We start from the raw sequence: 11095 nt of genomic DNA, 5'->3' as shown, positions 1-11095 counted from the left end.
GGTAATCTACCCTTGTATTTCCGCCGCCTGGACCGCTATACCCATCGGTGGAGATGTGGCCGAGTGGTCGAAGGCACACCCCTGCTAAGGGTGCAGGCGGGAAACCGTCTCGAGGGTTCGAATCCCTTCGTCTCCGCCACTTGCCACCACGAAAGCGTTCTCCCGATCCGCCTGCGGGCGGATTTTCTCGTTGTTTTCGAGGGTTATGTGGATGGGGCTGAGCACTGGCCTCGTCGCCAGGAGGTCCGAATGCGGTCTCTCCGGGCCGATATTCTCCGGACCTGATGACTGCGCCGATTTGGTGAATTTTCCCTAAGTCATTGAAAGTTAACCGGTAACGTTCCTGCCGGGTAAACACTTCGATTTCAGGGGCACGCGTCGAAAAGGAACAGAAATCGAACTATGGTGCCGTCTCAACGAGCGACCCTGCCACACCAAAACTGGCACCTAGGCGCGGGTCGACTATGCCAGTTCAGACCATTCCTTGAGCTTTCCATAGAGTTTCGACTCCCCTGATCCAGCAGCAGCAAAACTCTCAAAGGTCAACGGCGCGTCTTGGTCCATCGCGCTATTCCTTCTGACCCGCGTCATCAGCTCAGAAAAGAAATCAAATGAGAGGTCACCCCGTCTCGCCCCCTCACCAAATGCATCGACAAGCAGGCGCATGAGCGCTCCGTATCCAATCGTCTTGGATAGTGGATTGTCCTGCTTCTCCCAAAGATCGGGAAATGCGTCCGCTACGGCTCTGAAATAATTCTTCATAATTCGCAAGATCGCCCAATCCTTCTCCTCGGCAAAGAACTTGCGAAAAATAAGTCCTCTTTCAACGTCCGCTGCGTCAACCGCTATTTCCTTGCCGCGCCTAATAGAGTCTCTGTCAGACATGGGATCGGCTGAAATGAGTTCAGCAATCCGACTCGCGACTGCCCCCTGACTCAATGGCGCCTTGTACAGCACCTCATCGCCAAATTTTGGTGCGATACCAAGAAGCTTGATCCTTCTGTAAAGGGGCGAGTCTTCATCAGTGTTGAGGGCCTTCGTGATCAGGTGAGCAGTTCTCTGCGGGCTCCGTGTCTCCGACACATCAAAAAGATCATAAACAAGCGATTTATTGACTTTCTGCTGCGTTACATTGATCGTGGAGAAAAGATAGGCTTGATCCTCGATCGGAAGATCAATGAAGAACGCCACGATGAGGTCAAAAGTCTCAACTTCCGCCTTCTGAAACCCAGAAAGTCGATGCTGTCCGTCAATAATGCTAAATGCCTTCTCGTTCGCTGAAACGTCGAAGCAATAGATGCCAGTCCCGTCTTCACAGTCGTTTCCAATTTCCCGCGGGGCATCATTCAAGAACTCAGAATTAAGGTTCAAAATGAAAGCGTTAGGAAACGATGCATCGACCGTCTCTATGTACCTGGCAATGTCAGTTACTCGAGCCGAACTAAGGCCGCGCTGGATGCCTGACATCTTTTCCAGTTCACGGCTCGTTATCCGCCGAATGTCAGCTTTCGCAAGGCTTGCAAGTTTGTCCGATGAGATTTTCCCAACGAATAGCTCACCAATGGGTTGCGTAAGCCGTATGGCGGTAAACTTAAGAGCTTGCTCGCTCATATTTTCATCCCGTCCACTTCGGACTTGCTAGCTGCATCGTCTATCAAATCTTCGCGTCGGGAGTCCTCTGAATCCTCGTAGCTCTGAGCGCCTGCCTTCGTCTTCAAGACGTAGCCAAAAAATGACAAGACTAGTGCGAGCACAAATACTGACACTGCAGCTAAATTTGTGAGCCAGAGACTGACGGTTATTCCGTTTGGTTGCCGATCGTGAATCACATTGATGATCATCACTACAATTCCAAGTCCCATGACGATATTAGCGCCAAACTTGATCCACTTCCATACCGTCCGGCTTCGGTCTGGTATCGCAATGTCATCAACCAACTGCGTTCCGCAAAGCGTGACCGCAACGATGGTGGCTGCCACTCGGAATTCGTTGCTAATGTTAGTGACAATGCCAATGGCTAAAGTGAAGAATAAGGTGAATAAAAGTGGGATAAAGCTCCAAACTACGTTTGAGAACAGCCAAAATGCAGACTTCTCGATCCACTCCCGCTTCGTTTCAGGAACGTCACTTCGATGGGGAGTGGCGCTTGTCTTCATGTCGAACCCTCGTCACCACGCCTTGATTTTCTTAGTGGTCTTATCGAACCGCACAAAGCATTGGCCTGTTTGAAGGTTGGTGAGGTTGGCACCCTTACCGAGAACGCGCGCTGCAGCTCCTGGCTTTGCGTTGGTCGCGAACGCTGCGACCAAGCCCATGTTGTCCAGGAACTCATCGTCTTCGCCGGAAAAGTCATCCGGAGATTGAGAGACCAGCATAACAACGCCGCCTTTGGATCGGCTCATACGGATCAGACGAGATAGCGAGGGCAGCTTGGTCCCGAGGATTTGGTGTGCCTCATCGATCATGCACAGAATGCGCAGACCCCGTGCGCCATCTGGGCTCGTTTCGGCATCCACAAGGCCGTTCAGATACTGATCCAGCGCGTCCAGCAGTAGGTTGACGACAATCGTTCGACTATCTTCCGGGACGTTTGGCGGCAGCTTGATGATCCAGCTCTTCTGGAAGAACTCCGCCGGAGAGAATTTTGGCTCGAACAGCGGAAAACGGCACAACTCTTCCATGCTTGAGACTGCGCCGTCTTCCTTGGCCTCATGTTCCTGATAGACATCATGCAGGCGGTCGCGGATGTGCCGCAGCTCGCAGGGGTCTTCCGAGGAAAGCGCCCGGCTGGCTGCGTCATGGACGTAGTTGCGCTGGATGCTTCCCAGCTTTGAGCCCTTTAGCCGCGAGAACGACTGACGGAAGCGCATCGCCGCTTCATCAATCCCGAATTGGTCCTTCTGTGAGAGCGCAAGCACGTCCAGCGGGATGGGCATTCGCGGAGGCTCGATGACTTGCGCCTCAAAGGCTTCACCGAGCGCGGTTTGACCTTTCGTGCCGGTAAAGCCTGCGAGGTCTCCCTTGAAGTCAAAGGCCAGCAGCGGGACCGGAGCCCGTTCACGAATGGAACGCAGCATGGCGGCCGCCATAACCGTCTTGCCTGAACCGCTACCGCCCATGATTGCAGTGTGGGGCGCGCCACCCTTACCATTTAGGCTCCAAAAGACCTTTTCCTTGGTGGCGACATCTTCCCCGATCTCACCTAGGGGAACTCTGATCTCGCCGTTGGAGAACGTGGCACCGGATGCACCCGCACCGCCGGGTGTCGGCAAACGGCCCCCCGCCGAGGGAAGTTCAGCCACGTCTACGAGACGCCGGATAAATTGACCGAGATCGGCTCCAGCCTGGTCCCACTCGTCGTCGAGTTTTGCTAGCCCGCGCCGCCAATGGGCGCCGACCAGCGTGACAAGTCTTTTGATATCGACGTCCGGCTCACCTGCACGCTCCACGATCAGCGCCAGCCATACGGAAAGCGCCGTGCCTGTGCCGAAAAGCGTGTCGCCCTTGATCACTTTTCCTGGCTCCAGCTCATCAACTGAAAGGGAAAATGGAGCGCTCATCGCCAAGGAACGCGAGATTGCTAGGCGGGCGGGGAGATAGCGTTTGCGCATCCCAAGCCGCCCCATGAAATCTGTGTTGAGCTTATCGCTGTCGTAATCTGTGCGGAAGTTGGCGCCCGCGACTTCAACGAGGGAAATGCTCATGCCTGTCCTCCCGTCTCTTCAAAGTATCCGGGACGAACCGTGGACTGACCGATGTCACCAACTCGCTCAAAGTGGACCAAATACTTTTTCTGCACGTGCGGAGCAATTTCGCGAAGATATTCTCCCACGACTTCGGTGTTGGTCGAGAGTAGGATAACTTGGTGTTCGCGCTGCACGAGATGATTCAGCACACCCTTACGGTGCTCGATATCAAGACGTCCGAGCGGCGTATCGACCACCATTGGAAAGCCGCGGCCCGAAACCGACGACACGGCCGAGATCAAGGCTTGGGTGAAGATCTGCTTCTCACCGGCCGAGAGGTCGTAACCACGCAAGTCAACGCCAGCAGCATTAAGGAGCTTCACGTCGCAATTCTCATCGATGGCGATACGCTCCACCAGGTCTTTCTTGTGTGCCATAGAGCGATGCGCCGTCGTCATGGCCGCCGCTATTGCGTCAATCTGGCTTGGCACTGCTTTTGCCACGATCTGGTCGACCATCATCGCGACCTTGTTCGCACGCGCGGCGCGCCGGGCGGACGGGGCAGCTTGGTCAAGCTGACCGGAGAGCTTGGTCAGATCCGTATTCTTCTGGCCAATTTGGCTTTCCAGCGAGGCCATCTCACGCCGCAGCGCCCCTATCTCCTGATCAAACCTCTGAAGTTCGCTGCCGACATGGGATAGGCGCTCGCGCTTCGTATCCACATGTGGTGCTACCGCTTCGGTGCGCGTGACTTCATCTTGCAGACGCTTAAGCGCCTCCTCGTTGGCCGCAATATTGGCAAGCAGTTCAACAATCGCCGGCGCGCCCAACTCGTCCAGCTCTTCGAGCCGGTCGATCACTTTGGAGCGTTCAAGCTCATTCAGATATGGGTGCAGATAGATCTCTGCGCAGTTGTCGGGAGGCGGATACCAGAGCTTCTCCCAAGCACTGCGAGCGCTGTTCAAAACGCCTTCTCGCTGGCCACCCGTGAGCGCCGGATCAAGCTCCAGCATGCCGGTATCGACCGAGGCAAGGAAACGCTCCAGATTGCTGTCTCCCTGGCTTTTCCCATTCTCCCAGCGCTCGAGCACGCCCTCGCTCAGAAGTCGGGCCTTGACGCTCTTTCGAAGCGGCAGGCCGCACAGCGCCAGTGCAAGATCTTTCATCATCAGATCTTCGAGCTGTGCATTTCCGTCTTCAATAGCGCGTTCATAGTTCTTGATCTGCTCGAATTGCTCTTGAAGTAGGGCCTGCGAACCAGCGCCAAAGCTGGCCAGTTCGCGGATCAGATGCTCCTGCTCTTCCTTTAGAGCGGCGCGACTGGGTTCGATTTCGGCCAGACGAGTTGACTTCTTGTCATACTCGAAGGTGAGCGTGTGTCGCTCGAGTTCCAGCTTTTCGATTGTCTTGTCGGAAACGTTCGGGGCCTCCTTGCGCCGAACCTCTGCATAGGAACGCAAGTCCTTCGCAAGTTGTTTCAGAACTGGGATGCCAAGCAGACCTTCAATGCCAGCGCGCACCTGCGCCGACATCTCCCGCTCCGCGAGCACGCTCACCTGTTCGCCGTCGAACATGAAGAAGTGCGCCAGTGTGAAGGGCAGAAGATTTTCTGCAATGTACTCGCGAAACCAGTCTGCGCGGTCGTTTCCCTGCAACGCCCCTGGACCAACAGCCTTACGGGTGGAGCCCTCATAGATGTGGATTTCCTCATCTTGAGGACGATACGCGCCAGAGTCGCTGAAATGCCAGATGCGCTGGATTTCAAGCGGCTCATCGTTGTCGTCGGTGAAGATCAGTTTGACCGAGCAGGACGTTCGCCCCGCCGCAGTTGCACCACCATGGAGCGCCTTCTCCAGAAAGTTTTTGTAGGAGGTGGCGAGGCGCTCCTTGTCCGTGCCCGAAAACGGTGAGCGGGCGATCAGCGGCAGGCCATCCCGCCCAAACATTCCGAGCACAATGGCCTCAAAAAGACTTGTCTTTCCGTAACCATTGGGCGCGCCAATTAGAATGATATTTCGACCGCTTGCCGGTGCCGGGAAATCAAAATTGGCCGTAGTGTAGGCCTTCCAGTCTCGCAACGTGATGTGTGAAAGATGCATGGGCTGTTATTCATCCACCTGAATGCGATCGAGGATATCGTCGAAGGAGTCCCAAAGGCCAGCGCGGCGCTGCTTACCCGTTTGTTCAACCTCCGCCTGCACCAGCTCTTCAAACTCGGCGAAGAGCATTCCATTGGCCTTGCAGGCATCCTTGATCATGGTTCGTCCATCTGGATTATCGAGAAGCACTACAACATTACGCGGCATCTACTTGTCCTTCACGATTTCACGGACACTCATGGTCCTCGACTTGCTGTGGCCCGCGATCTCTTCGGACCAAAGCTGGTGGATGAGATCAACTTCTTCCTCTGTGATCAAGCTTTGTCCGGTCTCCTCCTCCAAGCCGCGGAGCCGTTCGAAAATCTCAGCGCGAGTCTGGAGGGTAAAGGGGCCAGGGATAAACGTTCCGCCATCCGTGATCGTGATGCGGCCGTCACGTCGCCGGGCTTGGCGGCGCTCCTTTTCGTTGCGGATCGAAACCAGCCAGTCCCGGAAGTCCAGAAGGGGCGTGAACTCGGCGTAACCGGACTCTACGAAGCCCTCGAGGCTCCGGTCTTTCTCCACCACTGTGCAGGTCCAGCAGCCAAAGCGCGAGGACGTCGTACCGCAGGACGGTGCATCATCCTTGGAGGTAACGACCGGGCATTCCCCACCGCTTGCGTTGCGATAGAGCCCGATCAGCTTGAGGTGCGAACCGCCCCAGGGCGGTTCGTTCAGGGCGAGAAACTCCCAGACATCATCGGTATGCAGTTCGACAATGGGTCGGAAGACCATACAGCCAACAAGGTCGTTGTGCTTGTTCAGGCGCTCTCCATTGTCATAGCGGCCTACCGACGCGGCGCGCGTCGCGCTCTCCGATCGCCGCACCCCGAGCAGGAGCACGACCTTTCCGGCTTGGTCCACCTGGCTCTTGATGTACCGGCTGGTGGGAAGGATTTTCATCCGATCTGTGCACCAGCGGAACGAGCGATTCGGGGAGGGATAGCCCCGGCCAATCAGGTTCACCCAGAAGGACTGGTCGGGCGAAGGCCGCGTGATCTTGGTGATGACCGGAAGCCTGAACGCGCTAGCCGCTCCTTCGATCTCTTCCATGCTTTCGATGATGTGCTGGACGACAAGAGGGCTTTCGACCAGAGTGTCGTTGGCCACTACATGCACCGGACGGGTGCGCTGCGAAGGTGGAAGGGACAAAAGCATCTCGAACACGAGATGCGTGACAAGCGTGCTATCCTTGCCGCCGGAATAGCCGATGATCCAAGGCCAATCGTGATCTTGGCGATACTCATCGAGCATTTCTGCCCGAATAGCATCAAAGAGCGCTGCGCTCTCATCTTTAATGGCGAGTGCTTCAGCGCCGTCCATCAAACTGCTGTCCCCCTTGTGTAGGCGCGATTCACTCGCTTTATCTGTATCTTGTGTAGCAGTCTCCGCGACCCACTGTAAATTGGAGATGCCGCCAGAACCGAGCCGATTCTGTGCTGTGTGGCCGAGAGTGACCCACGTGTCGCGCGTGTGGGCATCAAAGCCGCCGAGTAAGCAAGCTTGATGGTTGTTGCGACCACTCCACCGGGACCGGCTCCAGCAACCGCGTCAGCGTCACCTCCGGCCCCTGTCGTCCGTTCAGGATCGCCTCGACGATATCGGGCGCGAGCAGAGTTAGCTGCAGTACGCGGGTCATGTAGGAGGAGGCGATCACCTCGCGCTCGGCAAGCTCCGCGATGGTGGTGAACTCGCCGGACTCCAGCATGCACTTCCACCTAAAGGCGCGCGCCAGCGCCTTGACGAGGGCGCTGTCCTTCCGGCGCGGCTGGGCGGCGCCGTCTGGCATCTGCATCTCCTTCCGCCCGCCGCGCTTCACAACCCGGAACGGGATGTGAAGCGTCACGGTCTCGGGGATCGGCGACCCGCGGCTCATGCGGCCGCTCCCACTTCTCCGGCCAGCAACTCGCGCGCGAGGTTGCCGAGGCCATCAACCCGAAGCCGAACGTTGAGCCCGTCGATGCCAATGTCCACGCGCTCGACCAGCAGCGCCACGATGCGCGCCTGCTCGGCGGGGAAAAGTTCGTCCCAAAGTGGGTCGAGTTGCTGCAGGGCCGCGCGGGCGTCGGCCTCGGTGATGTCGGCGGCGTGAGCGCGGGCGGCCTTCCATGTCCCTGCCACGATCTCTGGCTGGCGGAGCACGGCGCGGAGTTGGTCGATCACGGCGGCCTCGATCTCACCCGCAGGCACGCGGCCGACCGGGCACGCCCCAGCGCCATGCTTCAGCACCGTCTGGCTCACATAGTAGCGGTAAAGCCTGTCGCCCTTGCGGGTATGCGTGGGCGAGAAGGCCGCGCCATCGGGGCCGAACAGCAGCCCCTTCAGCAGCGCAGGCGTATCGGCGCGGGTGCGCGCGGCACGCTTGCGCGGGCTTTCCTGCAAGATGGCGTGGACACGGTCCCACTTCTCGCGGTCGATGATCGGTTCGTGCTCACCGGGATAGCTGTCGCCCTTGTGGACCGCTTCACCGATGAAGGCGCGGTTGCTGAGCATCCGATAGATGTATTTCTTGTCGATCCGGTTGCCGCGGGGCGTCCGGATGCCGCGTGCGCCGACCTCTCGCGCCAGTTCCGTACAGGACCCGATCTCGAGGAAGCGGGCGAAGATCCAGCGCACATGCGCAGCGTTGTCGTCGTCCACAACCAGCTTCCGGTTCTCGACGCGATATCCGTAGGGCGGCACCCCGCCCATCCACATGCCCTTCTTGCGGCTGGCGGCGACCTTGTCGCGGATGCGCTCGGCCGTCACCTCCCGCTCGAACTGCGCGAACGAGAGCAGGATATTCAGCGTCAGCCGCCCCATCGACGTGGTTGTGTTGAACGACTGCGTCACCGAGACGAAGGTCACCCCGTTGCGGTCGAACACCTCCACCAGCTTGGCGAAATCCGCCAGCGACCGGCTGAGGCGGTCGATCTTGTAGACCACGACCACGTCAACCAGCCCGTCCTCGATATCCTCCAGCAGCCGCTTCAGGCCGGGCCGTTCCAGCGTGCCGCCGGAGATGCCGCCATCGTCGTACTGATCGCGGACCAGCACCCAGCCCTCGGAACGCTGGCTGGCGATAAACGCCTCGCAGGCCTCACGCTGGGCGTGGAGGCTGTTGAATTCCTGCTCCAGCCCCTCCTCTGAGGATTTCCGGGTGTAGACCGCGCAACGCAGCTTCCGGACGACCTTCGATTTATCCGACGGCTTCGTCATGTCCGACCCCTGTGGTTCTTGAGGCCGAAGAAGGTCCACCCGTTCCATCGTGTGCCGGTGATAGCGCGCGCGATGGCCGACAGCGATTTGTAGGGCCGCCCCTGCCATTCGAAGCCGTCGGCGGTGACGGTGACGATTTGCTCGACACCCTGCCATTCTCGCAGCAGCCGTGTGCCGGTGATCGGGCGGTCGCGATCGGCGCGGATACCGCGCTTCTTCCGGTCGCCGCCGTCGAGTTCCTCGCCCAGCTGTTCCAGCCGCCGGATCGTCTCCGGCTTCAGCCCGCCATAGGCGAGTTCCTGGATGCGGTAAGCGAGCCGGCTCTCCAGGTAGCGGCGATTGAAAGGTGGCGGTTCGCAGTCGAACAGGTCGCGCCACTGTTGCTTCAGGTCGGGCGTCGGCGTGGTCTTGAGCGTGGCCAGGCGCGCTGGGATGGGATCGGGCTTGTTCATGCATTTCTCCGGTGAGTTGGAGTTGCATGACGGCATTGGTCGGGCGGATAGTGTAGGCAACGTTCTCCAGTATCGTCAGATACTTCGCCCCCATCCCGCATCCGCAACCGAACCAGCCCGAGCGCCAGCAGGCCGCACAGCTCGGTGCGGCGCTCTGCGGGCGTCATCTGGTCGGGCGGGAGCGGATTGGGGCGTTTCATCACTTTTCTCAGGTCATTGTGCATGCCCAAGGGAAACAGCATTGCGAGGGCCCGCGCGACCTCGAAACGGGTCAGCCCAACCTGCAACCGTAAGGGTGGAACCGTTCCACCCTTCCCGTGTGCCCTTCTTGCATCGGGCGTATGTGCTCTTTATGTTCTCGTGTTGAGCGGACGGTACGAGTGGGAGATTCGAATGGGCAGTGAGGCGATCTTGGGTACGACCTGGTGTCTCGCGACGGCGATCGAGCACATCGAACGCATCGAAGCCTGCGAGCGCGAGCAAGAGTTCTACCGCTTGATATTTAACGATGAAACCATAGAACTGGGCGCGCGCCCAGTTCCGAATGGGCCAGATGGGCTGGAGCGATCGCCCACGCAGAGATCGATCGACGGATTGCTCCTTGCCTTGCGCGACGGCTACGTTCGAGCAACAGGGCGGCGATCAACAACCAAGCGGCCATGTCCCACATCCGACACCGATACATGGCGGTTACATTCAACCGATCCAACGCTGATCACCACGGACGAGTGGCGTTCGGGGGAATTCGACGTCGATGCCCTGGCGCTGACAGGGTCAACTTGGCAATACATCCAGATCGAGGTGCCGGATTTCATGGTCAAGGCGATCTGGCCGGATTGGCCGCCATGTGATGTGCCAGCCACCGCTTCGGAGGCATCCCCGTCTGCTTACGCAACACCATATCTCGCGCTCATGAATGCGGCGATCGCGCACTTTGGCCTGTCGGCCGAGGACCAAAGCAAGAAGGAATGCCTGATGGACTGGTTTCTTGAGCAGCAGATCGAGGGCGAACCGGTGTCGAACAAGCTCGCGGACGCCATGGCCACGCTGATCCGGCTGCCGTCGGCACAGCGCGGCGGCGCGAAGCGGGTACTGGGGCCCGAGCTGCGCCAGACCGGATAGGATCGGCGAGGGCGCCGGCAAACGCGTTGGTGGGGACAACGCGATTACGACGACGGCTGGCTCTGGCCCGTGCCGTTACCATTGCCCTCGATACGCCTGTTGCAGATGCGGCCCCCGGACGCTGGGCGTCTCGATGAAGGGCGGAACCGTTCACCCCGTTCGCGCGGACGAGGGGTCACCCCTCTGATCGGCCGTGGCCGCTGAGGGCGCTCCACAGGGGTCGTTAGGCCCGTTGGGGTCCACCCATTAACTGACGTTATTTCAACGTCTTGCCGGAAGGGGTCACCCCTTTCCGGCGCGATGGCCTGTGGCCGGGTGGACCGGTTCCGACGTCGCGCGGGCTGCCGAAATAGCGGCAGAACCGGGGGCAACATCGCCCTCAGCCCGGTTCCCAACGCCCGTGTCCATCCGTCTCTGCCACCCCCTGCATGTCACCGCTGCGACCCCCGGGTCGTACGGCGCGCGCGGTCCCGATGCCCAGGGGCGGCGATGAGCGGGC

Annotated in this window: 10 protein-coding genes and 1 tRNA gene; 2 read left to right on the top strand and 9 right to left on the bottom strand. The window is 59.0% G+C overall.

The annotated features are described in order from the left end of the window. The first annotated feature begins 49 nt into the window (after positions 1–49). Positions 50–139, top strand: a tRNA-Ser gene (locus ACEW8Q_RS09330). A gap of 323 nt (positions 140–462) precedes the next feature. Here the strand turns inward: ACEW8Q_RS09330 and ACEW8Q_RS09325 are convergent. From ACEW8Q_RS09325 to ACEW8Q_RS09285, 9 genes are all read right to left on the bottom strand, one after another. Then, positions 463–1611: a DGQHR domain-containing protein gene (locus ACEW8Q_RS09325; protein WP_373503779.1), complete on the bottom strand. Its 1149-nt coding sequence runs from the start codon at positions 1609–1611 to the stop codon at positions 463–465. Next, complete coding sequence (locus ACEW8Q_RS09320; RefSeq protein ID WP_373503778.1) at positions 1608–2156, bottom strand: hypothetical protein; 549 nt, start codon at positions 2154–2156, stop codon at positions 1608–1610. The genes ACEW8Q_RS09325 and ACEW8Q_RS09320 overlap by 4 nt, the downstream gene beginning before the upstream one ends. A 12-nt stretch (positions 2157–2168) precedes the next feature. Beyond that, positions 2169–3704: an ATP-binding protein gene (locus ACEW8Q_RS09315; protein ID WP_373503777.1), complete on the bottom strand. Its 1536-nt coding sequence runs from the start codon at positions 3702–3704 to the stop codon at positions 2169–2171. Next, positions 3701–5785, bottom strand: a complete 2085-nt coding sequence (locus tag ACEW8Q_RS09310) for an AAA family ATPase (protein ID WP_373503776.1) — start codon at positions 5783–5785, stop codon at positions 3701–3703. Before ACEW8Q_RS09310 ends, ACEW8Q_RS09315 begins: the two co-directional genes overlap by 4 nt. A gap of 6 nt (positions 5786–5791) precedes the next feature. After that, positions 5792–5992 (bottom strand): hypothetical protein, encoded by a 201-nt coding sequence (locus ACEW8Q_RS09305; RefSeq protein WP_117412167.1) that lies wholly within the window; start codon positions 5990–5992, stop codon positions 5792–5794. Next, positions 5993–7147 carry a DNA phosphorothioation system sulfurtransferase DndC gene (gene dndC, locus ACEW8Q_RS09300; protein WP_373503775.1) on the bottom strand — a complete coding sequence of 385 codons (1155 nt, stop codon included), beginning with the start codon at positions 7145–7147 and terminating at the stop codon, positions 5993–5995. It abuts the gene before it with no gap. A 157-nt stretch (positions 7148–7304) separates the two neighbouring features. Further along, positions 7305–7700, bottom strand: coding sequence for a hypothetical protein (locus tag ACEW8Q_RS09295; RefSeq protein ID WP_373503774.1), 396 nt, complete (start codon positions 7698–7700; stop codon positions 7305–7307). Then, positions 7697–9022: a recombinase family protein gene (locus ACEW8Q_RS09290; protein WP_373503773.1), complete on the bottom strand. Its 1326-nt coding sequence runs from the start codon at positions 9020–9022 to the stop codon at positions 7697–7699. The genes ACEW8Q_RS09295 and ACEW8Q_RS09290 overlap by 4 nt, the downstream gene beginning before the upstream one ends. Continuing rightward, positions 9019–9474, bottom strand: a complete 456-nt coding sequence (locus tag ACEW8Q_RS09285) for a DUF2924 domain-containing protein (protein WP_373503772.1) — start codon at positions 9472–9474, stop codon at positions 9019–9021. The genes ACEW8Q_RS09290 and ACEW8Q_RS09285 overlap by 4 nt, the downstream gene beginning before the upstream one ends. Positions 9475–9867: 393 nt before the next feature. Between ACEW8Q_RS09285 and ACEW8Q_RS09280 the strand changes: the two genes are divergently transcribed. Beyond that, positions 9868–10596 (top strand): hypothetical protein, encoded by a 729-nt coding sequence (locus ACEW8Q_RS09280; RefSeq protein ID WP_373503771.1) that lies wholly within the window; start codon positions 9868–9870, stop codon positions 10594–10596. The last annotated feature ends 499 nt before the right edge of the window (positions 10597–11095 follow it).

This window comes from Aestuariivirga sp., assembly GCF_041738905.1.
Taxonomy (GTDB): domain Bacteria; phylum Pseudomonadota; class Alphaproteobacteria; order Rhizobiales; family Aestuariivirgaceae; genus Aestuariivirga.
Note: the sequence above shows the minus strand (reverse complement) of the source record. Positions and strands in the feature narration are given on the sequence as shown.

What these genes read in the sequence shown, in the direction of transcription:
- ACEW8Q_RS09285 (WP_373503772.1), bottom strand. Translation starts at nt 9,474, where the DNA reads ATGAACAAGCCCGATCCCATCCCAGCGCGCCTGGCCACGCTCAAGACC.
- ACEW8Q_RS09295 (WP_373503774.1), bottom strand. Translation starts at nt 7,700, where the DNA reads ATGAGCCGCGGGTCGCCGATCCCCGAGACCGTGACGCTTCACATCCCG.
- ACEW8Q_RS09320 (WP_373503778.1), bottom strand. Translation starts at nt 2,156, where the DNA reads ATGAAGACAAGCGCCACTCCCCATCGAAGTGACGTTCCTGAAACGAAG.
- ACEW8Q_RS09290 (WP_373503773.1), bottom strand. Translation starts at nt 9,022, where the DNA reads ATGACGAAGCCGTCGGATAAATCGAAGGTCGTCCGGAAGCTGCGTTGC.
- ACEW8Q_RS09315 (WP_373503777.1), bottom strand. Translation starts at nt 3,704, where the DNA reads ATGAGCATTTCCCTCGTTGAAGTCGCGGGCGCCAACTTCCGCACAGAT.
- ACEW8Q_RS09325 (WP_373503779.1), bottom strand. Translation starts at nt 1,611, where the DNA reads ATGAGCGAGCAAGCTCTTAAGTTTACCGCCATACGGCTTACGCAACCC.
- dndC (WP_373503775.1), bottom strand. Translation starts at nt 7,147, where the DNA reads ATGGACGGCGCTGAAGCACTCGCCATTAAAGATGAGAGCGCAGCGCTC.
- ACEW8Q_RS09310 (WP_373503776.1), bottom strand. Translation starts at nt 5,785, where the DNA reads ATGCATCTTTCACACATCACGTTGCGAGACTGGAAGGCCTACACTACG.
- ACEW8Q_RS09280 (WP_373503771.1), top strand. Translation starts at nt 9,868, where the DNA reads ATGGGCAGTGAGGCGATCTTGGGTACGACCTGGTGTCTCGCGACGGCG.
- ACEW8Q_RS09305 (WP_117412167.1), bottom strand. Translation starts at nt 5,992, where the DNA reads ATGCCGCGTAATGTTGTAGTGCTTCTCGATAATCCAGATGGACGAACC.